The organism is Nocardia sp. NPDC059228, from assembly GCF_042754245.1.
Taxonomy (GTDB): Bacteria; Actinomycetota; Actinomycetes; order Mycobacteriales; family Mycobacteriaceae; genus Nocardia.
In genome coordinates this window covers 350,853-372,242 of the sequence record NZ_JBHZAL010000003.1, presented here as the reverse complement: position 1 = coordinate 372,242, position 21,390 = coordinate 350,853, and the positions used below count along the sequence as shown (strand labels likewise).

General features: G+C 68.2%; 22 protein-coding genes and 1 tRNA gene. 13 read left to right on the top strand and 10 right to left on the bottom strand.

Features of this window, described 5'->3' with window-relative positions:
• Nucleotides 1-331: 331 nt before the first annotated feature.
• The 5 genes from ACFXKA_RS07845 to ACFXKA_RS07825 are packed head-to-tail and all read left to right on the top strand — an operon-like array spanning nt 332 to nt 2,371.
• Nucleotides 332-811: a hypothetical protein gene (locus ACFXKA_RS07845; RefSeq protein WP_354833163.1), complete on the top strand. Its 480-nt coding sequence runs from the start codon at nt 332-334 to the stop codon at nt 809-811.
• A 17-nt stretch (nt 812-828) separates the two neighbouring features.
• Entirely contained in the window at nt 829-1,404 is a 576-nt protein-coding gene (locus ACFXKA_RS07840; protein ID WP_354833161.1) for a TerD family protein, read from the top strand.
• Entirely contained in the window at nt 1,401-1,697 is a 297-nt protein-coding gene (locus tag ACFXKA_RS07835; protein WP_354833159.1) for an MTH1187 family thiamine-binding protein, read from the top strand. Before ACFXKA_RS07840 ends, ACFXKA_RS07835 begins: the two co-directional genes overlap by 4 nt.
• 6 nt (nt 1,698-1,703) lie before the next feature.
• Nucleotides 1,704-2,054: a hypothetical protein gene (locus tag ACFXKA_RS07830; RefSeq protein ID WP_379426556.1), complete on the top strand. Its 351-nt coding sequence runs from the start codon at nt 1,704-1,706 to the stop codon at nt 2,052-2,054.
• Nucleotides 2,055-2,056: 2 nt separating this feature from the next.
• A complete protein-coding gene (locus ACFXKA_RS07825; RefSeq protein WP_354833155.1) occupies nt 2,057-2,371 on the top strand; it encodes an antibiotic biosynthesis monooxygenase family protein in 315 nt (104 codons plus the stop codon).
• Between the two features lie 14 nt (nt 2,372-2,385).
• Here ACFXKA_RS07825 and ACFXKA_RS07820 read toward each other — a convergent pair whose 3' ends face one another.
• The 3 genes from ACFXKA_RS07820 to mfd all read right to left on the bottom strand — a co-directional run bounded on the left by ACFXKA_RS07820 (nt 2,386) and on the right by mfd (nt 8,037).
• Complete coding sequence (locus tag ACFXKA_RS07820) at nt 2,386-3,369, bottom strand: hypothetical protein (protein ID WP_379426555.1); 984 nt, start codon at nt 3,367-3,369, stop codon at nt 2,386-2,388.
• A 98-nt stretch (nt 3,370-3,467) separates the two neighbouring features.
• Nucleotides 3,468-4,187, bottom strand: a complete 720-nt coding sequence (locus ACFXKA_RS07815) for a MazG family protein (RefSeq protein WP_379426627.1) — start codon at nt 4,185-4,187, stop codon at nt 3,468-3,470.
• A 232-nt stretch (nt 4,188-4,419) separates the two neighbouring features.
• On the bottom strand, nt 4,420-8,037 hold the full coding sequence (gene mfd, locus ACFXKA_RS07810; RefSeq protein WP_379426554.1) for a transcription-repair coupling factor: 3,618 nt from the start codon (nt 8,035-8,037) through the stop codon (nt 4,420-4,422).
• A 150-nt stretch (nt 8,038-8,187) separates the two neighbouring features.
• On the opposite strand from mfd, the gene ACFXKA_RS07805 reads away from it, so the two are divergent.
• Nucleotides 8,188-8,547 carry a hypothetical protein gene (locus ACFXKA_RS07805; RefSeq protein ID WP_379426553.1) on the top strand — a complete coding sequence of 120 codons (360 nt, stop codon included), beginning with the start codon at nt 8,188-8,190 and terminating at the stop codon, nt 8,545-8,547.
• A 97-nt stretch (nt 8,548-8,644) separates the two neighbouring features.
• Here the strand turns inward: ACFXKA_RS07805 and ACFXKA_RS07800 are convergent, their stop codons facing one another.
• Nucleotides 8,645-8,842 (bottom strand): hypothetical protein, encoded by a 198-nt coding sequence (locus ACFXKA_RS07800; RefSeq protein ID WP_379426552.1) that lies wholly within the window; start codon nt 8,840-8,842, stop codon nt 8,645-8,647.
• 144 nt (nt 8,843-8,986) lie between these two features.
• Between ACFXKA_RS07800 and ACFXKA_RS07795 the strand changes: the two genes are divergently transcribed.
• Nucleotides 8,987-9,814: a hypothetical protein gene (locus tag ACFXKA_RS07795; protein ID WP_379426551.1), complete on the top strand. Its 828-nt coding sequence runs from the start codon at nt 8,987-8,989 to the stop codon at nt 9,812-9,814.
• Nucleotides 9,815-9,924: 110 nt separating this feature from the next.
• Here the strand turns inward: ACFXKA_RS07795 and ACFXKA_RS07790 are convergent, their stop codons facing one another.
• Complete coding sequence (locus ACFXKA_RS07790) at nt 9,925-10,572, bottom strand: TetR family transcriptional regulator (RefSeq protein WP_379426550.1); 648 nt, start codon at nt 10,570-10,572, stop codon at nt 9,925-9,927.
• Nucleotides 10,573-10,801: 229 nt separating this feature from the next.
• Nucleotides 10,802-11,416: a TetR/AcrR family transcriptional regulator gene (locus tag ACFXKA_RS07785; protein ID WP_354836545.1), complete on the bottom strand. Its 615-nt coding sequence runs from the start codon at nt 11,414-11,416 to the stop codon at nt 10,802-10,804.
• Nucleotides 11,417-11,745: 329 nt separating this feature from the next.
• On the opposite strand from ACFXKA_RS07785, the gene ACFXKA_RS07780 reads away from it, so the two are divergent.
• From ACFXKA_RS07780 to ACFXKA_RS07755, 6 genes are all read left to right on the top strand, one after another.
• Nucleotides 11,746-11,816: transfer RNA gene (locus ACFXKA_RS07780), tRNA-Gln, on the top strand.
• A gap of 123 nt (nt 11,817-11,939) precedes the next feature.
• Complete coding sequence (gene glmU, locus ACFXKA_RS07775) at nt 11,940-13,442, top strand: bifunctional UDP-N-acetylglucosamine diphosphorylase/glucosamine-1-phosphate N-acetyltransferase GlmU (protein WP_379426549.1); 1,503 nt, start codon at nt 11,940-11,942, stop codon at nt 13,440-13,442.
• Nucleotides 13,439-14,419 carry a ribose-phosphate diphosphokinase gene (locus tag ACFXKA_RS07770; protein WP_379397574.1) on the top strand — a complete coding sequence of 327 codons (981 nt, stop codon included), beginning with the start codon at nt 13,439-13,441 and terminating at the stop codon, nt 14,417-14,419. Before glmU ends, ACFXKA_RS07770 begins: the two co-directional genes overlap by 4 nt.
• A gap of 244 nt (nt 14,420-14,663) precedes the next feature.
• Nucleotides 14,664-14,996, top strand: a complete 333-nt coding sequence (locus ACFXKA_RS07765) for a hypothetical protein (protein WP_354836024.1) — start codon at nt 14,664-14,666, stop codon at nt 14,994-14,996.
• A gap of 68 nt (nt 14,997-15,064) precedes the next feature.
• Entirely contained in the window at nt 15,065-15,805 is a 741-nt protein-coding gene (locus tag ACFXKA_RS07760; protein ID WP_379426548.1) for a hypothetical protein, read from the top strand.
• A 1-nt stretch (nt 15,806) separates the two neighbouring features.
• Nucleotides 15,807-16,445, top strand: a complete 639-nt coding sequence (locus ACFXKA_RS07755; RefSeq protein WP_354836028.1) for a DUF2461 domain-containing protein — start codon at nt 15,807-15,809, stop codon at nt 16,443-16,445.
• A gap of 44 nt (nt 16,446-16,489) precedes the next feature.
• Here ACFXKA_RS07755 and egtD read toward each other — a convergent pair whose 3' ends face one another.
• The 4 genes from egtD to egtA are packed head-to-tail and all read right to left on the bottom strand — an operon-like array spanning nt 16,490 to nt 21,169.
• Entirely contained in the window at nt 16,490-17,461 is a 972-nt protein-coding gene (egtD, locus tag ACFXKA_RS07750; protein WP_379426547.1) for an L-histidine N(alpha)-methyltransferase, read from the bottom strand.
• Nucleotides 17,458-18,537, bottom strand: coding sequence for an ergothioneine biosynthesis protein EgtC (locus tag ACFXKA_RS07745; RefSeq protein WP_379426546.1), 1,080 nt, complete (start codon nt 18,535-18,537; stop codon nt 17,458-17,460). The genes egtD and ACFXKA_RS07745 overlap by 4 nt, the downstream gene beginning before the upstream one ends.
• Nucleotides 18,537-19,880, bottom strand: a complete 1,344-nt coding sequence (gene egtB, locus ACFXKA_RS07740; RefSeq protein WP_379426545.1) for an ergothioneine biosynthesis protein EgtB — start codon at nt 19,878-19,880, stop codon at nt 18,537-18,539. Before egtB ends, ACFXKA_RS07745 begins: the two co-directional genes overlap by 1 nt.
• Entirely contained in the window at nt 19,877-21,169 is a 1,293-nt protein-coding gene (gene egtA, locus ACFXKA_RS07735; RefSeq protein ID WP_354836036.1) for an ergothioneine biosynthesis glutamate--cysteine ligase EgtA, read from the bottom strand. The genes egtB and egtA overlap by 4 nt, the downstream gene beginning before the upstream one ends.
• Nucleotides 21,170-21,390: the final 221 nt, after the last annotated feature.

The window sequence follows — 21,390 nt, the reverse complement described above, 5'->3', positions numbered from 1 at the left end:
CGTTCGTCGACACCCGGATGGGCGGACGATATTCACCGGGCGGTCATCGGCCGGTTACTCGCATGACCTCGTTCAGTCGAGGGACTGTTACGAATGATGCAACCGTTACCGCTTCTCGTCAATCTGTTTCCACGCAGGTCCGGCGGTGTTTTCACAGTCGTAACGGACGAACCTCGCGGAACCGGCATGCCGCGGGCCCCGATCGGACGCCAGCGGGCCAGCGCGGCAACGGCATACACTTGCCGCAGCACAGTCCAGCCCGCTGTGCGGAGCCGATGGTGAGGTGACGCGGATGGTAGCCGAAGCGCGGGAACGTCAGGAGCCCTCGACAGTGACGGAACCGGACGACACCGAGACGACAGCACATCCGACCGACCACCCCGAACTGGACGCCCTCCCCGAATGGCCGCAGGACACCATCGCGGTCCTCGTCACCACCGATCCGGCACCGCACGCCATCCCGGTCTCCTGGCCGGTGCGCGCCGGTGACCGCCGAATCCTGCTCAGCCTCAAGTTCGATCGGGGCTCGCTGGCGCGGCTGCGGGAACGCCCCGATATCGCGCTGCTGATTCTGGGCGGCGGCGATGTGGCGCTGTGCGCCCGCGGCACCGCCAAGGTGATCGCCGATCCCATGCCGGACGCGGACGACTATGTGGCGGTGGAATTGACAGTCGAGGTGATCGACGACCATCGGCAATCAGCATTTGCGGTCGCCACGGGAATTCAGCGCACCGTCCTCGACGACAGCGAACTACGCTATCTGGAGAAACGAGTCGCGACGCTCAAAGCGATGGCGGCCGACCGCAACTGAGTATCGAAGGAGTCCGTGTGTCTGTCAGCTTGGCCAAGGGCGGAAACGTTTCGCTGTCCAAACAGGCCCCCAACCTGACCAAGGTCGCGGTGGCGCTGGGCTGGGACGTGCGCACCACCACCGGCGCCGATTACGACCTGGACGCCAGCGCACTGGCCTGCGGATCCAACCAGCGCGTGCTCTCCGACGCGCACTTCATCTTCTACAACAACCTGCGCTCCCCCGAGGGCACCATCGAGCACACCGGCGACAACCTCACCGGCGCGGGCGACGGTGACGACGAGGTGATCAATGTCGATCTGGCCGCCATGCCGCCGACCATCACCAATATCTTCTTCCCGGTCTCCATCCACGAGGCCGACGTCCGCCGCCAGTCCTTCGGCCAGGTCCGCAACGCCTACATCCGCGTGATCGACGCCGTGACCAGTTCCGAACTGGCGCGCTTCGACCTCACCGAGGACGCGTCCACCGAAACCGCCATGGTCTTCGGCGAGCTCTACCGCCACGGCCCCGAGTGGAAGTTCCGCGCCATCGGCCAGGGCTACGCCTCCGGCCTGGCCGGCATCGCCCGCGACTACGGCGTGAACGTTTGATCATCGCCTTCTCCGTGACCCCGCTCGGCGTCGGCGAGAACGTCGGCCGCGCCGTCGCCGAAGCGGTCCGGATCGTCCGCGCCAGCGGCCTCCCCAACGAGACCAATGCCATGTTCACCACCATCGAGGGTGAATGGGACGAGGTCATGGCCGTCGTCAAACAGGCCACCGACGCCGTCATGGCAGTCGCCCCACGCTGCAGCCTCGTCCTCAAAGCCGACATCCGCCCGGGCGTCACCGACGCCATGAAAGCCAAGGTCGAAACCGTCGAGCGGTACCTCGCCGAGGAATAGAGGATCGTGGGCGAGGCCGTCGCAGCCGCTGAAGGGGCGGATGCGCGCGTCATCGCCCATGTGCGGGCCACGGTGGAGTTGGCGGGGGCGGGGGCGCATCGAATCGCGGTCCTCGGCGCGGCCGGGCTCACGGATGAGAGTGCACGGGAGCGGATTTCGCGTACGCATCATGAGATCGCCGAACAGCTGCGGCAGGCGCTCGCCGAGCGAGGAGATCCGGAACCGGAGTTGATCGCGGAGCTGGTCGATGGGGCGTTGGGACGGGCCATCGATCGGATCGACGCGGGGGATGGTGTCGATCGGGTGCTGTCCACCACCGTGCGATTCATCGGTCGCGCGCTGAATCTCGAGGAGTAGTCATGTTTGTCGTCGTCAATGAGTTGTTCGTGGCGGACGCGGATCGGGAGGTGTTCGAACGGAACTTCGGGGCGAGCATGCGGGGGACGCTGTCGGCGGTGCCGGGGCTGGTGGGGGCGCGGCTGATGCGCGCCCGGGAGGTCGGGCGCGGCTATGTGTCGATGCTCGAATTCGCCGATGAGGCCGCGTATATCGGGTATCTGCAGTCGGATGCGTTTCGGGCGGCACACGACTGGCCCGACCACGCGCCGATCGAGAGCAATGTATTGAGCACCTATTCGGTGATCACCGACGTAGTCGAGAACGTCCGGCCCTGAGCGGTGCGCGCCGGTCAGGAGATGCGTTGGCGGAGCCAGGTGGGGATTTCGTCGCCGGCGCGAGGGTAGGTGGCGAGTTCGCGGCGGCATTCGTCGGGCTCGGGGATGGGGAGCCAGTCGGGGATTTCCTTGAAGGACAGGGTGAATTCGGCCTTGGTGGAGGCGGCGCGGAGGACGACCTGGCCGCTGAGCCAGGTGCCGGTCATCTGGTCGTAGCAGACTTCCTTGAGCCGGTTGAGAAGAGTGAGGATCTCCTCGGAGGGCCGGAGCTCGTCGGTGTGATCGGCGTCGGGGTCGGTCAGTTCCAGCTGGATACCGGCGTGGCCGTCGTCGCCGACCCGGGAGAACCACAGGACCGCGAGATTCCAGTCGACGGGGAGCGCTTCGGTGAGGGCACTCACGAGCGCGCTCTCCACCATGTCGCGATCGGGTGAGCGGGGCGCGACCGGCGGCGCGTCGGCCGGCGCGTCCTCGACGGCACGTACCGACAGACCGGGATGATGCTCCCGCATCACGTCCACCACCATCGGCACCGGCACCGGCAGCCGCTCGGCCACGATGAACATCCGGCGGTCCGGATGGCGGCGCATGGTCACATCACCGAGTGCCTGTACGCGGTCACGGAATTCGGCCGGATCGCGCAGCACCACCTCGGCGAACATCTCCGCGCGACCGCCCTTGCGCAGCCGCCCGATGCCCAGCCGCACCCGCTCCACCTCCGCCCACGCCACATGCGGAAACCCGCGATAGGTGAAGCCCTGGTCGGTGATCAGCAGGGTCGGCTGCGGGCGAAGCAGATCCTCGAGCATGGCGTACACCCCGAAACCGAACAACGCCATGGCCAATCCGCCGAGCACACGCATGACCAGCTGCTGATTGCCGTCGAACACCACGAAACCGGGTAGCGCGGTCATCAATAGGAAGAAGACCAGCGCGATGATCGCACCCGTTCGTGGCGGGTAGTACTCGGTTATCGATTCGCGCCCCGAAGCATGCACCCCTCTGACGCTAGCCGAAACGAGCCGAAGGCAACACCGCCGTTATCGCCCGGCATCGCGACCGCGACGCCCGATCCGTCCGCGACGCCGGATCCCGTTCAGCCGCGCGGCCAGTACCGATGCCAGTCCGCGGCGGCCAGCGCGCGTCGCTCGCCCCGATCGATTTCGGCAGCATCCTCGGCGGCGCGGATGTCGGTGGCGAACGCGAGAGTGGCCTTGCGCAACCGCTCTTCGGCACTGTCCGGCCCGCCGAGCTCCACGACACGCAGAGCGCCGGGAATCAGCTCCTCGGGTAAACCCGCCTTGATACCTCGCGAGCGAACCTTCTCCGCCAGCGCCAGCGCGGGCTGCGCCACGGCAATGCCGTCCAGGCAGGAGCGCCGCGCCTTCTCGGCGGATTTGCGCTCCTCCCAAGCCTTTTCCTGCGCCGCGATCTTGTCGGCGACCGCCGCGGCCGGATCGATGCCGTATTCCCCGGAACCGTATTCACCGATCAGATGCGGACTGCGGTGCACCAGCTTGGACACCAGCGCCGCGGCCACGTCGGCGACGGTGAATTCCCCAGCGGCCTCGGCGATCCGGGAGTGGAACAGCACCTGCAGCAGCAGATCCCCCAGCTCCTCCTTGATGGTCTCCGCGTCTTCGGCCTGAATGGCGTCCAGGAGTTCGTATGTCTCCTCCAGCAGGTACGGCCGCAGCGAATCGTGCGTCTGCGTCACCTCCCACCCGCCGAAGTTCCACAGCCGGTCCATCACCTCGACCGCCTCGCCCAGCGCCGCGATCATGCGCGCGGTATCCGCCGCGGATTCGGCCACCATCGCCTCGCGCGCCGCCTCGCCACGCACGAAACCGCCTCCCGCGCTGGGCTGTTCCGAGCTCCGCTGGACAGCCTCGCCCCGCTGGACAGACTCGCCCCGCCGGACCGACTCCGCTCCCGCGCCGTTCCCAGTACTCATCACGCCACCGCAGCCGCGAACCGGACGCACGAAGCCGTCGGCGAGACGGCCCGCCCTACGGCCGCCCGTGGCGGGATTGCGTTCGTCGGACAACTCATCGGGGAGCCAGCACCTCGGTTGCGACCTTGACATCCACTGCGCCCGGGGCCTTTCCGTCCAGGGCGAGCAGCAGGTCGGCGACGAACTGGAGCACCTGCACGTCACGGACGCGGGCCGCACCGACGCTGTCCTCGACGCGCGGCAGCGGCAGCTGGACGATGCCGGTCGCCGGGCGGTAGGTGGCGTTGGGGTACAGCCGCTTCAGCCGCAGCTGCTTGGAATCCGGGAGCTGCAGCGGCGACACCTTCAGAGTGGTTCCGGTGACACCGATCTCGGCGATGGCGTACTCGCGGGCCAGCAGTCGCAGCTTGGCGACCGAGACCAGACGGCCGACCTCCACGGGGAGCGGGCCGTAGCGGTCCACCAGTTCCTCGACCACGGCCGAGAGCGCCGAATCGTCCTGGGCGGCGGCGAGTTTGCGGTACGCCTCCAGGCGCAGGCGGTCGGAGGCGATGTAGTCGGGCGGAATGTGGGCGTCCACCGGCAGGTCGATGCGGACCTCCTTGACCTCCTCGTCCACCGAGATCGGGCGGCCGTCGGCGGCGGCCCGGTAGGCCTCCACCGCCTCGCCGACCAGGCGGACGTACAGGTCGAAGCCGACGCCCGCGACATGCCCGGACTGCTCGGCGCCCAGCACATTGCCCGCGCCGCGAATCTCGAGGTCCTTCATGGCCACCGCCATGCCCGCGCCCAGATCCGAGTTCTGCGAGATGGTCGCGAGCCGGTCGTAGGCGGTCTCGGTGAGCGGCTTCTCCGGCGGGTACAGGAAGTAGGCGTAGCCGCGTTCCCGCGAGCGGCCGACCCGCCCGCGCAGCTGGTGCAGCTGCGAAAGACCCAGGGCGTCGGCGCGTTCCACGATCAGGGTATTGGCATTGGAGATGTCCAGACCGGTCTCGATGATGGTGGTGCACACCAGCACATCGAATTCCCGCTCCCAGAAGCCCTGCACGGTCTTCTCGAGCATGTCCTCGTTCATCTGCCCGTGCGCGACCACCACTCGCGCCTCCGGTACCAGGTCGCGAATCCGCTTGGCCGCCTTGTCGATCGACGAGACCCGGTTGTGCACGTAGAACACCTGGCCGTCGCGCAGCAGCTCACGGCGGATGGCCGCGGCCACCTGCTTGTCGTTGTAGGCGCCCACATAGGTGAGCACCGGATGCCGCTCCTCCGGCGGAGTGAGGATGGTCGACATCTCGCGAATGCCGGCGAGGGACATCTCCAGCGTGCGCGGAATCGGCGTGGCGGACATGGTCAGGACGTCCACGTGGGTGCGCAGCGCCTTGATGTGCTCCTTGTGCTCGACGCCGAACCGCTGCTCCTCGTCGATGACGACCAGGCCCAGGTCCTTCCAGCGCACTCCGGTCTGCAGCAGACGATGGGTGCCCACCACGATGTCGACATCCTTGGTGGTCATGCCCTCCAGGATTTCCCGCGATTCGGCCGCATCGGTGAAGCGGGACAGGCCCTTCACCACCACCGGGAAACCGGCCATCCGCTCGGTGAAGGTCTGCAGATGCTGTTGCGCCAGTAGCGTGGTCGGTACCAGCACGGCCACCTGCTTGCCGTCCTGCACCGCCTTGAAGGCAGCGCGCACCGCGATCTCGGTCTTGCCGTAGCCGACGTCACCGCAGATGACGCGGTCCATCGGGACCGCCTTCTCCATATCGGACTTCACCTCGGCGATCGCCGAGAGCTGATCGACGGTCTCGGTGAACGCGAAGGCGTCCTCCATCTCCTGCTGCCACGGCGTGTCCGCGCCGAAGGCGTGGCCGGGCGCGGCCTGCCGGGCGGCATAGAGCTGCACCAGCTCGGTGGCGATCTCACGAACCGCCTTGCGCGCCTTGCGCTTCGTATTGGCCCAGTCGGAACCGCCCAGTTTGGACAGCGACGGCATCTCGCCGCCGACATAGCGCGACAGCTGATCCAGCGAGTCCATCGGCACGAACAACCGGTCCCCCGGCTGGCCGCGCTTACTGGGCGCGTACTCGATGACCAGGTACTCGCGGCGCGCGCCGCCGACGGTCCGCTCGATCATCTCCACGAAGCGGCCGATGCCGTGCTGGTCGTGCACCACCATGTCGCCGGCGGTCAGCGCCAGCGGATCGACCTGGTTGCGCCGCCGCGCGGGCAGCTTCTTGCCCTCGCCGGGCGCGGTGACCCGGTTGCCGGTGAGATCGGACTCCGCGATCACCACCAGCTTGGCGTCGTCGAACACGACGCCGTCGTGCAGCGACCCGCACAACACGCCGACCAGTCCGCGCACCGGCTCGGCACCGGCCTCCAACGCCGCCGCGGGCACCTCGGCATCGGCGAGCCGTTCCAGAATGCGTTGAGCCGTACCGTGTCCGGCCACCACGATGACCGCGCGGCCACCGGTCGCGACATGCGCGCGCAGCGAGGCGAAGATGGTGGCGACCAGCTCCTCCGAACCGCGCGCCGAGGCGGCGGCCAGCACCGGCAGCGCGATCTCCCGCGGATCGTCGGCGGCCAGCGGGCTCAGCGTCCACCAGGGCAGGCCGCGCCGCTCGGCATCGGCATGCACCACATCCAGACCCCGGTAACTCGAGGCGGCCAGATCCAGGCCGTGCGCGCCCAGCGGGGCGGCCCCGCCGAAGGAGGCCGCCGTCCACGACGCCTCCAGGAACTCCTGCCCGGTGCGCACCAGGTCGGCGGCGCGGGTGCGAACCTTCTCCGGATCGCACAGCAGCACATGGGTTTCCGCGGGCAGCACATCCACCAGCAGTTGCAGCTCACCGGGCTGCAGCACCGGCAGCAGTGCCTCCATGCCCTCCACCGGGACGCCCTGGGAGATCTTCTCCAGCATCTCCACCAGCGCGGCATCGGCCGGATTCTCGGCGGCCACCTGCGCGGCGCGTTCCCGCAGGGCGTCGGTGAGCAGCAGTTCCCGGCACGGCGGCGCGACCACCAGGTCGATCGGCACCTCGTGGATCGAGCGCTGGTCCTGCACCGAGAAGGCGCGCACCTCGGAGACCTCGTCGCCCCAGAACTCCACGCGCACCGGATGATCCGCGGTCGGCGGGAAGACGTCCAGAATGCCGCCGCGCACCGCGAACTCGCCGCGCTTGCCGACCATGTCGACCCGCTCGTAGGCGAATTCCACCAGCCGCGTGAGCAATTGGTCGAAATCGAACTCGGCGCCGCGGCGCAGCACGATGGGTTCGATCTCCCCGAGCCCCGCCGCCATCGGCTGCATGAGCGAGCGCACCGTGGTGACCACTACCCGCAGCGGACCCGCGAACCCCGGGTCCTCCGGATGCGCCAGCCGGCGCAGCACCTGCAACCGCCGGCCCACGGTGTCCGCGCCCGGCGAGAGCCGCTCGTGCGGCAGCGTCTCCCAGGACGGGAACAACGCGACCGTGTCGCCCAGCATCTCCGTCAGCTCGACGGCCAGATCGTCGGCCTCCCGCCCGGTGGCCGTCACCACCAGCAGCGGGCGGTGCCCGGCAATGGTCGACGCCACGAACGGCCGCACCGCCGACGGCGCGACCAACATCGCCGACTCCCGGCCGATCAGGCTCGCGACCTGCTCCAGCGCGGCATCGGCACCGGCCACCGCAGCCAATCCCGCCAGAGGTGGACGTTGGGTGGTCATGGGGCAGACTCCTCGGCGCAGATCAGCGTTTCAGACAGCCAACTGAGTCTAGTCACCCGCTGTGACAGCTTCAGCACGCAGACGCTTCTTGGCACCCGGGCGCCCCGGCCGTGCTCGGATGGCGGAAAGTCCCATGCGAGTGATCCGCGGGTGGACGCCTACATCGACGCTCTGCGCGGCCGGCAACAGGCCATCCGCGGCCAGGTTGGCGACCTGGTGCACGCGGGCGACCCGGCGGTCGAGGAGACCATCGAACGCACGGTCCGCCCCGACTTCGTGCTCGACGGCAGTATCTGCGTGCTGCTCGCCACCAAGAAGGCCGTCGACATCCTCCTCTGCGACGGGGCCATAGTGCCCGATCCCGGGGGCATCATCACCGGTGGTCACGACAACAAGACCGCCCGCATGATCGCCGTGGGGGAGGGCGAAACCCTCGATGCTCCAGCCCTTCTCGCCATGTTCCGGCAGATCATCGCCAACAATCGGGCGGGCGGTGTCGGGGCCCTGTGATAACAATGGTCCCCGCGGGGAGGAGGTCCGGGGCTCGACCCGCTGTGACCAGAACGCCCGGGTCCAGGGGGACAGCATGACCACACCGCCACCCGCGTCACCCTCCGGCGGGCAACCGGATCATCACAGCGATCCACCGCAGCCGGACAGCCAGTGGGCAGCCACCCAGCAGTGGCACGGGCAACCGGCTCGGACGCAGTTTCCGCCACAGGGCCAGTTCCCGTCGCAGCAGCAATTCGGGCAACCGCAGCAGCAGTTCGGGCAACCCCAGCACTTCGCCCCGGGACCGGGTCACGATGTTCCGCAGCCGGGGTTCCCGCCACCAGGGTTCGGTTCGCCGCAGGGACCGGGCTTCGATCCACACGCGCAGTTTGGTTCCCCGCAGGCACGGTTCGGTTCTCCGCAGGGCCGGTTCAGCGCGCCGCAGAGCCAGTTCGGTATGCCGCAAGGACAATTCGCGCAGCAGCAGCCCTTCGCCGCACCCGGTCAGTTCGGCGCACAATCGCCGGTGGTCACACAACCGGTGGGGCGCAACAGGAATCGGATGATCCTGCTGGCGCTGGCCGGAGTCGCGGTGCTGGTCGTGGGTGCGGTGATCGCCGTGGTGGCGACGCGGTCGGATGATTCGGTCGGCACGCAGGCCCAGTCCCCGGAGACGTCGAGCGCGGCCGCCACCACCAAAACCGGAGCGGGCACGAGCGATCCGGCGGCGATGGTGCTGGCGGTCGACGACCTGCCGATCGGGTGGACCGAGGACACCAAGAAGGAGCAGCAGACCAACGACGGCACCGATGAGGCGCGGGTCTCGGGTGAGACTCCGGACTGCACCGCGAAGCTGAAGAAGGAGGCCGCCCCGCCCGCGACCAAACCGGCGGCGAAGGCCACCTCCGCCTTCGGCCAGAAGGGCGGCTACGGCGGGGCCGCGGTGACGACGACGGTCGCATTCCGCACCCCCACCGAGATCAAGAGCGAATTCGACGAGGAGAAGGACGCCTCCGACAACTGCCCGACGGTGATCTACGACGGCATGCAGATCGTGTACACGAAGATCTCGAACATTCCGGCGGTGGGCGACGAGATCATCGGCTACCAGATGGACGCCACGGCGGCCGGCGGCGGCCAGGCCCGCGGCCTGCACTATGTCTGCCGGTCGGGCGGCAAGATCTGGTACTTCGACTACAACGCCAACGTCAACGACTACCACGCCGACGAGGCCAACCGCCTGTTCAGCAAGGCGCTCACCAAGTGGCAGGCGGCGCTCAAGTAGCCGATTCGCGAAACCCGCTGCGCCGCAGCATTGCTCGCTACGTGCTCACACGCACCGCACGGTGCTCACCGCACTGCACCGTGCACAGTCTCACTGCACGGCGCTCAGTCTCACTGCACGTAGCGACGCAGGCGCCGAGCCGCGAATTCGCGGAAGTAGGCGACCTTCTCCTCGGGCACGATGCTCGGCAGCAGGAAGTACCAGGCCCGCTCCATGCGGGTCGCCATCTGATCGATGGACTCGGTGCTGACCGCGACGATATGGACGCCGCTGGTCATCTCCTGCAGCAGCATGCCGATGGTGTCGGGATCTAGGTCGGGTTTGAGATCCCCCTGGGTGATCGCGCGTTCGGCGAGCAAACGGTGCGTCTCACCCCAGGTCTTGGCGATATTGTCGCCGCTCGCGCCGCGATAGTCGCCGATCTGGTGGGTCAGTTTGAGCATCGCGCCCACCATCGGATCGTTCATGGTGAGGTCGGCGACCACATAGGTGATCCCGATGCACGCCTCCAGCGCCGGCACCCGCGGATCGAAGAATCCCTGGCATGCGCTGACCAGTCGCTCGTTGCCCTGATCGACGACCGCGCGCGCCAGTTCTTCCTTGGATCCGAAGTGAAAGTACAACGCGCCCTTGGTCACATTCGACTGCGCGATGATCTCGGACAGGGACGCGTTCGCGTAGCCCAGCCGCAGAAAGACATCGGCCGCGCCCGCGAGCACGGAATCGCGAGTGATCTCCGCACGCGCCTGCCTAGCCATCAGAGCCGCCTGTCATCAAACCAGCCATCCTGAAGTAGACCGATATCCCGAAGTTGACCGACATCACAGTTCGAACAGCACTCGAAGGATGGGTGAACCGTACCACCCGGCTGCGTGCTGCCAGTCGATTCGAGCATTCGACCCGTCCTCCTTCGCAATTCGCTGGTTAACTGTCCAGTTCTGCCCCGCTAGGACAGACATATCAGACCTGAATTCAAACCGCCGGGTTCTATAACCCCTTGCCGCTCGGCCATTCCGACGCCAGCTGGGGTTCGGCCTCCAAATGAGTGAGGCCGTTCCAGCACAGGTTCACCAGGTGCGCGGCCACCACTTCCTTGGATGGCTGGCGCTCGTCCAGCCACCAGGTCGCCGCCGTCGCAACCATTCCCACCAGCGCCTGCCCGTACAGCGTCGCCAGCGTCGGATCCAGCCCGCGGCGCTCGAAATCCCCGGCCAGAATGTGGGCCACCTGATTCACGGCCTCGTTCAGCAGACTCGAGTAGGTGCCCTCCGCGGCCGACACCGGCTGATCCCGCATGAGGATCCGGAAGCCGTCGGTGCGCTCCTCCATATAGGTGAGCAACGCCAGCGCCACCTGCTCGAGCCGCACCCGCGAACGGTTCTGGGTGAGCGAGGAGGTGATCATCTCCAGCAGCGTCGACATCTCCCGGTCGACCACCACGGCGTAGAGCCCCTCCTTGCCGCCGAAGTGCTCGTACACCACTGGTTTCGACACCTGGGCCCGCGCCGCGATCTCCTCGATCGAGGTGGCGTCGTACCCCCGCTCCGCGAACAGCGCCCGGCCGATCTCGATGAGCTGCTGGCGGCGCTGAGTGCCGGTCATGCGCGCCCGCGCGGGCCGACTGCCCTCACCGCCCGTCATCGCTACCGCCTCCCTACTCCGCCGTCAGACCGCTCATAACTGTTCCAGACTCTCCAGGAGAATGCGGCCAGGGGGCACTCGCCGTCCGTATTCGCCAACGTAACAACTGATTTGTCTCGATCGGGGTAACTCCTGGGGTACGGGGTCAGTCCGTTGCGTCGTAACCGCCGGTCCGCGACGCGAACCGGCCCCGCACGTGACTCGTCGGCAAGAAACACGGAGAGGCGGGGGAGCACAGTTCGACGTAGGGGCGTACTTCATGCGAGGATCAGACCCGCATGAAGCGCCAATCCGCCGTGGTGTAATGGCAGCACAACTGATTTTGGTTCAGTTTGTCCAGGTTCGAGTCCTGGCGGCGGAGCTCACGAGCAGGGTCGATATGGTGGGCCCCGCACAGAATCGCTGACCACGCTGTGGGTGCTGACCCACTGTGGCCCAGCACAACCTGACTCAGCACACGATGACCGGCAGCCGAGGGAGATCCATGCCACAGCAGACCGCCGTCGTCGTTCTCGCCGCCGGAGCCGGAACCCGAATGCGGTCCAAGACACCCAAGGTGTTGCACCCGCTTGCCGGTCGGAGCATGCTCGCCCACGCACTGCATGCCGCGCACGAGATCGACCCGACGGCGCTCATCACCGTGATCGGTCACGATCGCGAACAGGTCGGCGACGCGGTCGGCAAGGTGGGAGCCGAACTGGGCCGCCAGATCACCCTGGCGGTGCAGGAGGAACAGCGCGGTACCGGGCACGCCGTGCAGTGCGCGCTCACCTCGCTGCCGGAGAACTTCGACGGCGACGTCCTCGTCACCTACGCCGACGTGCCACTGCTGGACGGTCACACCCTGCACGCGCTGCTCGACGAGCACCGCAGCTACTCCGACGGATCCGCAGTCACCGTACTGACTTTCGAGCCCGAGGACCCGAACGGCTATGGCCGCATCGTGCGCGACGCCCAGGGTCACGTGCTGGAGATCGTCGAGCACGCCGACGCCAGCCCGGCCCAGGCGGCCATCACCGAGGTCAACTCCGGCGTCTACGTCTTCGACGCGGCCGTGCTGCGAATCATGATCTCGCGCATCGATACCGCCAACGCCCGCCACGAGCTGTACCTCACCGACGTGCTCAAGCTGGCCCGCGAGGCCGGACATCCGGTACACGGCGCGCGGCTGATCGATTCCGCCAAGGTCACCGGCGTGAACGACCGGGTGCAGCTGGCCGGCGCGGCCCGCACCCTCAACCGCTACATCCTCGAACGGCACATGCGCGCCGGGGTCACCATCATCGATCCGGGCAGCACCTGGATCGACAGCAATGTGATGATCGGCCGCGACGCCGTCATCCGGCCGGGCGTACAACTGTTGGGCGACACCGTGATCGGCGAGGACGCCGAGATCGGACCGGACTGCACGCTCACCGACGTGACCGTCGGCGACGGCGCCAAGGTGGTGCGCACGCACGGCGAGAAGTCGAGCATCGGCCCGGGCGCGAACGTCGGCCCCTTCGCCTATCTGCGGCCCGGCACCTCGCTCGGCGCCGAGGGCAAGATCGGCGGCTTCGTCGAGACCAAGAACGCCACCATCGGTGCGCACTCCAAGGTCCCGCACCTCACCTATGTCGGCGACGCCACCATCGGCGAGTACAGCAATATCGGCGCGTCCAGCGTCTTCGTCAATTACGACGGGGTCAAGAAGCACCACACCACCGTCGGCTCGCACGTGCGCACGGGCAGCGACACCATGTTCGTCGCGCCGGTCACCGTGGGTGACGGCGCGTATTCGGCGGCGGGTACTGTACTGCGCAGAAGCGTTCCCCCGGGAGCGCTCGCGGTGTCGGGTGGAGCACAACGCAACATTGAAGGCTGGGTGCAGCGCAATCGCCCCGGCACCGATGCAGCCCGCGCGGCCGAAGCGGCGCTCGCGGCTCTCCCGGATCCGCCGGGAACCACCGAGATATCCAACGAGCAAAAGGATGGCGAACGTCAGTGACCGCGTTCTCTACCGATAACCAGAAGAATCTGATGCTGTTCTCGGGGCGCGCTCATCCTGAGCTCGCCGAGGCGGTGGCCAAGGAACTCAACGTTCACGTCACTCCCCAGACCGCGCGCGACTTCGCAAACGGTGAGACCTTCGTCCGGTTCGAGGAATCGGTGCGCGGCTCCGACGCTTTCGTGCTGCAGAGCTTCCCGGCCCCGCTGAACCAGTGGGTCATGGAGCACCTGATCATGATCGACGCGCTCAAGCGCGGTTCGGCCAAGCGCATCACCTCGGTGCTGCCCTTCTACCCCTACGCCCGTCAGGACAAGAAGCACCGCGGCCGCGAGCCCATCTCGGCCCGCCTGATCGCGGACCTGCTCAAGACCGCGGGCGCGGACCGCATCATCACCATCGACCTGCACACCGATCAGATCCAGGGCTTCTTCGACGGCCCGGTCGATCACATGCACGCGCAGGTGCAGCTGGCCGAGCACATCCGCAACAACTACGACCTGTCCAACATCACGGTCGTCTCCCCCGACGCCGGCCGCGTGAAGGTCGCCGAGAAGTGGGCGAACTCGCTGGCCGACGCGCCGATGGCGTTCATCCACAAGACCCGCGACCCGCTGGTCCCCAACCAGACCGTCTCCAACCGCGTGGTCGGTGAGGTCGAGGGTCGCACCTGCATCCTGATCGACGACATGATCGACACCGGTGGCACCATCGCCGGCGCGGTCAAGGTGCTCAAGCAGGCCGGCGCGGGCGACGTGGTCATCGCCGCCACCCACGGCATCCTGTCCGACCCGGCCGCCGAGCGTCTGGCCAGCTGCGGGGCCAAGGAGGTCGTGGTGACCAACACCCTGCCGATCGACGAGGCCAAGAAGTTCCCGACGCTGACCGTGCTGTCGATCGCCCCGCTGCTGGCGCAGACCATCCGCGAGGTCTTCGAAAACGGTTCCGTCACCGGCCTTTTCAACGGGAACGCATAACCGCAACTCTCGTAGGCTCTCAGGGGCTCCGCCCCTGAACCCCAACGGCAACCGGGGCTCTGCCCCGAACCCACCGGGGCGGCCATCACCATCGCTTCAACGAGCGCCCCTCCCACTTCCGGGAGGGGCGCTTTTGCGTGAAATGGGGGCGACAATGGATGTCCGTTTCTGCAGGTAAGCGGTAGCGTTGGATCGAACTCAGGGTTGCTACTGGTGCGCTGACTGCGCGGAGAGGTGGTGCCGAATGGCCGGCCGGCCCGACGAGGACGATGCCCGTCTGATGGACGAGATCTTCGACACCGATCAGGTCTTCGACAGCGATGTCGACAACCTCGACTACGACCTGGGCGACGACGATCAGGAGGACGAGATCCGCGAGTACACGCGGTTCATCACCGATCCGCCCGAGGACCTCGTCATCCGCGATCGCGAGAGCGACGACACCGGCAGGCTCGGCATCGGAGCCGAACTCGACCAGGAGTGGAGCCGCCGGCGGCAGCGCGAGGAGTTCGTGGCCGAGGACGACCGGCCCGCGGAGGTCGCCGCCATGGACATCGTGGAGGAACTCGGCGATTAGGACTGTTGCGTAGCACGCCCCGTTGAGGGATATCCCTGAAGACGCACACCACGATCGAGGAGGGCGCGATGAGCACGCCGCCGCACGAGCCCGGCAAGCCGTCGGACGAATCCGGCACCGGACCGGCCGACATGTTCAAGAAGGAACCCGACACGCCATCGGCGGACACGCCAGAAAACGTCTCGAAGGCACGGCCCACCGAGGAACCGCCCGCGGACGACATCACCTTCCGGTACATCCCGGGCGCTCCCCCGCCTCCCGGTCAGCCCGACCCCACGCAGTTCAATCCGGCCGCGCAGTCCGAGCCTCCACCGGCCCAGCCGCAGTACCCGGCGGGCGGGATGTACGGATACCCGCCACAGGGCGATCAGCCACCGGGCGCCTACCCGGGCGGCGGGTTTCCGCCCTACCCGAACGCTCCCTACCCTCAGGGTTCGCAGCCTTCTCACCCCCAGGGTGCGCAGCCGCCGTACCCGCAGCAGTTCGGACCCGGTCAGGAGCCCTACGGTCAGCAGCAGCCCTACGGGCAGCCATATCAGCCGTATCCCGGTGGCGCGAATTTCGGTGCGCCGCCGCCGCGCAGCGGGCCGCAGACCTTCTCGATCATCGGATTCGTCTGCGCGGTCATCGCGCTCATCTTCTGCCCACCGCTGTTCGGCATCGCGGGCATCGTGCTCGGCGTGATCGGGCACAGCAAGGGCGAGCCGCTGGGCAAGTGGGCCGCGGTCGCCTCCGGGGTGGCACTGGTGCTGGGCATCATCATCGGGGTCGCGATCTACGGCTCCGGGGTCATGCCGAACACTGATTGACATGACCGCATTCACCGGATTCCCGCTCGCCGGACTCGACTTCTACGAGGATCTGGAAGCCGACAACAGCAAGACCTTCTGGAACGCCCACAAGCAGGTATGGGAGGAGTCCGTCCGGGATCCGATGAAAGCGCTTGTCGCCGAGCTGGAGCCGGACTTCGGCGAGGCCAAGATCTTCCGGCCGTACCGGGATGTGCGCTTCGCCAAGGACAAGTCGCCCTACAAGAACCATCAGGGCGCGGTGGTGTACAGCGCGCAGTACTCCGGCTGGTACGTCCAGATCAGCGCGGCCGGACTGCGGGTGGGGGGCGGCATGTACGCCGCCGAGAGCGCCCAGCTGGCCGCGTTGCGGGCCGCCATCGACGACGAGGTGCGCGGGAGGGAGCTGGAAGGGCTGATCGCACAGCTCGTCTCGGCCGGATACCAGATCGGCGGGGACAGACTGGCGACCAAACCCAAGGGCTACGACATCGATCACCCGCGCATCGAGCTGCTGCGGCACAAATCCCTCACCGCCGGAAGAGATTTCGGCGCACCCAAGTGGCTGAGTACCCCGCGCGCCGGCCGGGAGGTCCGGGCGGCGTGGGAGGAGATGCGGCCGCTCATCGAGTGGCTGGCGGCGGTGACGGCGCAGAAGTAGCCGCCACCGCCCGCACTCCTACCTGCGCTCGGTGAGCACTCTGCCTACTTGCGCTCGGCAAGCACCAGGGCGAACCGCTCGGCGGGATCGGTCCACACCCGCTCGGTAGTGAAACCGGCTGCGTCCAATTCGCTTTCGAGAACCTCGCGGCGGAACTTGGCGGAGATCTCGGTGCGCAGCTGCTCGCCCGCCGCGAAATCGACGGTCAGGTCGAGCGCCGGGATGTGGACGGCCATGGCCTCGGTGGCCTCGAGGCGCATTTCGATCCACTCCCGCGCGGCGTCCCAGATCGCGACGTGCCGGAACTTCTCCGGTTCGAAGTTCGCGCCCAGCCGGGCGTTCAGGACATGCAGCACATTGCGATTGAATTCCGCGGTGACACCCGCGGCGTCGTCATAGGCGGGGACCAGGACCGCCGGGTCGATGACCAGGCCCGCGCCGAGCAGCAGCTGCTCGCCCGGTTCCAGGACATCCCGGATGCCGCCGAGGAATTCGGCGCGCTCGGCGGGGATCAGGTTGCCGATGGTGCCGCCCAGGAAGGCGACCATGCGGCGGCCGCCGCCGGGCAGATTGTCGAGGGTGGCGGTGAAATCACTGACCACGCCGTGCACGCCCAGGCCGGGGAACTCCGCGGCCACCTCGTCCGCCGCCATCCGCAGCGCCGAGACCGAGACATCCTGCGGCACATAGCTCTTCAGCGGACCCTCGGCCTTCAGGGCGTTGAGCAGCAGCCGGGTCTTGGCCGCCGAGCCCGCGCCGAGCTCGACCAGCACCTCGGCCTGCGCGGTCCGCGCGATCTCGCCGACCACCCGTTCCAGCAGGGCCCGCTCGGTGCGGGTCGGGTAGTACTCGGGCAGCTCGGTGATCTTCTCGAACAGCTCGCTGCCACGCGCGTCGTAGAACCACTTGGGCGGCAACCACTTCGGTTCCGCGGTCAGCCCCTGTCGCACGTCCGCGCGCAGGGCGGTCGTCAAATCCTCGTCGGTCAGATGAATTTCCAGCGTAGCCGCAGTCATGAGCCAGCCTTTCCGATCTCGATATCCAGTGGTTCCACCGACACCCGCCCGTCCCGCACGCTCAGCAGCTGCCGATCGGCAATCGGCCGCCACCGCGGATCGTCATCGAACGGTTCCGAGGCCACCAACACGAACCCGTCGGTCTCCAACACCGACAAAGAGTGATGCCACGTCGTCCCCCAAATCCCCGCCCCATCCCCCATCAGCAAGTTCAACCGCGCGTGGGGCGACCGCGCCAGCACCGCCGCCATCACCAGCCGCAGTACCTCCCCCGGATCTCTCGCCCCCGCACCGTGGAACGCCGCGCCGGCCGAGCCGTCCGAGGTCGTGGCCGACCCCCAGGTCCGAACCTCCGGCGCCGCACCGGAAGCCGAGGTGACACTGATCGACGACCGGGACGTCACCGTCGCGCCGAAACTCCGCGATTCGCCGATGCCCGAATGCGCGACGCCCGCAGTGGTGTCGCCGCCACCGTCGAGCAGCCCACGCAGGATCACCCACAGGGCCGCGGAGTCGGTCAGGGATTCTGCCTCCAGGAGCGGTGGCGAATCGAATTCGGCGGCAACCGCACTCAGCGCCCGCCGCCAGTCGGGGATCGCGCCGTTGTGGCTGAAGGCCCAGCGGCCGTGGGTGAACGGGGCGCAGGCTGCTCGCTCCACCGGCATTCCCACTGTGGCGGAACGGATTGCGGCCAGTACTGCTCCGGACCGGATCTGCGGCAACACCTCGTCGACCGCCGGATCCGTCCAGATCGGTGCCGCATTGCGATACCGGCTGACCACCGGATCCGTGCCCGGGGCACCGGCTCCGGCCTGATCCGCCGGAACGCCGGCGGTTTCCGCCGCAGCCCGGATATCCGCCGCCGTGCCGCCGTGCCAGATGACGCCGGGTCCGTGGTCGGGAGCGGCGGCATCGGGGTGGTGCCACCAGGCGACGCCGAAACCGTCGGCGTTGATGGTGCCGCCGCCGCGCATGTCGCGCGGGGCCCAGGATTGGGTGCGCAGGGAATTCGGGCCCCGGGTCAGGAGCACCCCTACCGGGGTGGGTGGGCCCAGGTAGGCGAGGTGACGGCACATCAGCGCTCGTCCGATCTCAGGTCCCGGGCGAGGCGGAACCCGGCGAAGATCTGGCGGCGGATCGGGTGATCCCAGTTCCGGAAGGTGCCGCGGGAGGCGACCTGGTCGGCACCGAAGGAACCACCGCGCAGGACGCGGTAGTCGCCGCCGAAGAAGACCTCGGAGTATTCCCGGTAGGGGAAGGCGCGGAAGCCGGGGTAGGCCTCGAAACCTGAAGCGGTCCACTCCCAGACATCGCCGATCAGCTGATGGACACCGGCCGGGGACGCCCCCGCCGGGTAGGCCCCGACATCGGCCGGTTCCAGGTGGCGCTGGCCGAGATTCGCCAGGGCCTCGGTGGGATCGATATCGCCCCAGGGGTATCGGCGGGAGCGGCCGGTGGCCGGATCGAAGCGGGCGGCCTTCTCCCATTCCGCCTCGGTGGGCAGGCGCTTGCCCGCCCAGTTCGCGTAGGCCTCGGCCTCGAACCAGCAGACGTGCACCACCGGCTGGTGGGCGCGCAGCGGCTGCATGGTGCCGAAAACCCTACGCCACCAACGACCCCCGGCGTCCTGCTCCCAGAACTGGGGCGCGGTCAGCCCCGCCTCCACGCGGTGCGCCCAGCCGCGCTCGGACCACAGCTCGGGCCGCTCGTAGCCGCCGTCGTCGACGAAGGCCAGATACTGCTCGTTGGTGATGGGCGCGGCGTCGATGGCGAAGGCGTCGACGTGCACCGGGTGCGCGGGCCGCTCGTTGTCCAGGGCCCAGGGATCGGAATCGGTGCCCATGATGAATTCGCCCGCGGGAACGACGACTTCACCGGTGACCGCCACCCGCGCGGCGGGCGTGGGCGGGGCGGACAGCACCGCTTCGCCGGTCCGCAGCTGGTGAGTGGCGAGCATGGTCTCGTCGTGCTGCTGCTCGTGCTGGGCGATCATGCCGAAGGCGAAACCGTCGTGGACCAGGTCATTGCCGCGTAAGGGGCTGCGGTCCAGCACATCCCACACCTTGTCCCGCACGGTGCCGACATAGTCGCGGGCCTGCGCCGGATCCAGCAGCGGCAGCGCGGGCCGGTCCGCCCGCGCGTGCCGGAAGGCGTCGTAGAGGTGATCGATGTCCTGCCGCACGGGTTCCCGCCCGCCCACATCGCGCACCAGCCAGAGTTCCTCCTGGTTGCCGATGTGTGCGAGATCCCAGACCAGCGGGCTCATCAGCCGCGAGTGCTGCGCGACCAGTTCGGCCTCGTCGACGCACTCGGTCAGTCCGATGGTCCGCCGGCGCGCCCGCTCGAGCGCGTCGGCGATTCGTCCGCGCAACGCCTCGGTCTCCGCCCGATCCGAACCCGGCAGGTGCTGAACAGTCATGAGAGAACTTCCGATTCTGTCGGGGTGCGGCCGCTGCGACATCGGTCGGCGGCGGCAGCCAATTCCTTGGCCGCCTCGGGCGTGGCGGCATGCGCGGTGGCCAGGTCGAGCAGGGCGACCGCGGCTGCCCGCAGCTCCGCGTCGGCCAGCCCGCGCCGGGCGGATTCGGACCAGAGATCCGCGGTGGAGGCGGCCAGAGCCGTTGCCTCCGTAATGGTTCCGGGATCGGACAGCAGCGCGTCGATGGCATGCACCGGCACCGACCACCCGTCGCCCGGCTGCGTGTCGAGGTAGCGGACCTCGAGGTGCCCGGCCGCGCGGACCGGCGGGAACAGGGTGGTGAGGTGATAGTCCAGATCCGCCCGGTCCGGGCGGCGACCGATCTCCTCGTCCAGCGCCCCGCACAGCCAGTCGGCGAAGGTGGCCCCCGGCGGGGCCGACCAGTCACCGGCCTGCGGGTCCAGGGACCGCACGCACAGCAGCGGCACGTCCAGCGCCCAGCGCGCGTACCCGGTGATCGGGTCGGTCCAGTCGTGCACGGGCGGCCGGGTGCGGAGCTGATCGAGCCGCTGCCAGGCCCGCATGCGCTGCGAGGCCCAGTCGCCGGGCGGGGCGGTGTGCAGCGCCGGTGAGCAGGCGAAAGCGGCCAGCAGGGCCGGACCCACCGCGTACAGGACCTGCCAGCGGGCGGCGATCTCGGCGGGATTCGCGCCCGCGTCGACGCTCACCTGGGTGGCGGCGGTATTGCACATCATGAGCGCGCCGAACGGGCCGATGCCGGCGAAGGACCGCTCCATGGCCCGGTAGCGCGGCAGCTGCAGCACACGAAGCGGCCGCCGAGTGGCATCGGCGGCGGCGGAAACAGTTCGGATTTCGCGGGATTCGAGCAGCTCCCGCAGGCGTATCGAGTCTGCCCGCAAGCGCTCGCACAGTTCGGCGGCGGTGCCGAACGGGGCACTGGACAGTTCGATCTGACCGCCGGGTTCGAGGGTGACCCGGCTGCCTCCCGGCAACGGAACGGCCGGGGAATCGGGGGAAATGGACCGTGGCGCATACGGTCCGAGAGCATCCGCGAGGACCCTCGGGTCCGGACGCGAGTTGGTCGCCGAAAGTTCACCTTGCGCGGTGAGCCACTCCAGTTCGGCGCCGATGAGCAGCGGTGGGCCCTGTTTGAAACAGACTTTTCCGACGTAAGCCTCGGCGGCGGCACGTGAGGTGAATTCGCCGCCCGGCTCCGATTCGGCCAGGCCACTGTGCAGCACATCGGTCGGTGACGCCGTGACAGCCATTGCCAACCTCCGTCTGATGCGGTCGCCGCTGGGGATCGCACGGCGACCCAAACAAGAGTAGCGAGCGACGGTGACAAGAAATCTGACGAAATGGAGAACGCCTGCAGAGGAACAGCCGATTCCCGATCCTGCTATCAGGGCCGCACCGAGAGCACGATGGCCCCGGCATTGCGGCATTCCTCCAGCTCACAGTGGGCATCCGCGGCCCGTTCCAGCGGATG

What these genes read in the sequence shown, in the direction of transcription:
- ACFXKA_RS07795 (WP_379426551.1), top strand. Translation starts at nt 8,987, where the DNA reads ATGCCGCAAGGACAATTCGCGCAGCAGCAGCCCTTCGCCGCACCCGGT.
- ACFXKA_RS07785 (WP_354836545.1), bottom strand. Translation starts at nt 11,416, where the DNA reads ATGACCGGCACTCAGCGCCGCCAGCAGCTCATCGAGATCGGCCGGGCG.
- glmU (WP_379426549.1), top strand. Translation starts at nt 11,940, where the DNA reads ATGCCACAGCAGACCGCCGTCGTCGTTCTCGCCGCCGGAGCCGGAACC.
- egtA (WP_354836036.1), bottom strand. Translation starts at nt 21,169, where the DNA reads ATGGCTGTCACGGCGTCACCGACCGATGTGCTGCACAGTGGCCTGGCC.
- egtD (WP_379426547.1), bottom strand. Translation starts at nt 17,461, where the DNA reads ATGACTGCGGCTACGCTGGAAATTCATCTGACCGACGAGGATTTGACG.
- mfd (WP_379426554.1), bottom strand. Translation starts at nt 8,037, where the DNA reads ATGACCACCCAACGTCCACCTCTGGCGGGATTGGCTGCGGTGGCCGGT.
- ACFXKA_RS07815 (WP_379426627.1), bottom strand. Translation starts at nt 4,187, where the DNA reads ATGGTGGCCGAATCCGCGGCGGATACCGCGCGCATGATCGCGGCGCTG.
- ACFXKA_RS07760 (WP_379426548.1), top strand. Translation starts at nt 15,065, where the DNA reads ATGAGCACGCCGCCGCACGAGCCCGGCAAGCCGTCGGACGAATCCGGC.
- ACFXKA_RS07765 (WP_354836024.1), top strand. Translation starts at nt 14,664, where the DNA reads ATGGCCGGCCGGCCCGACGAGGACGATGCCCGTCTGATGGACGAGATC.
- ACFXKA_RS07755 (WP_354836028.1), top strand. Translation starts at nt 15,807, where the DNA reads ATGACCGCATTCACCGGATTCCCGCTCGCCGGACTCGACTTCTACGAG.
- ACFXKA_RS07745 (WP_379426546.1), bottom strand. Translation starts at nt 18,537, where the DNA reads ATGTGCCGTCACCTCGCCTACCTGGGCCCACCCACCCCGGTAGGGGTG.
- ACFXKA_RS07825 (WP_354833155.1), top strand. Translation starts at nt 2,057, where the DNA reads ATGTTTGTCGTCGTCAATGAGTTGTTCGTGGCGGACGCGGATCGGGAG.
- egtB (WP_379426545.1), bottom strand. Translation starts at nt 19,880, where the DNA reads ATGACTGTTCAGCACCTGCCGGGTTCGGATCGGGCGGAGACCGAGGCG.
- ACFXKA_RS07790 (WP_379426550.1), bottom strand. Translation starts at nt 10,572, where the DNA reads ATGGCTAGGCAGGCGCGTGCGGAGATCACTCGCGATTCCGTGCTCGCG.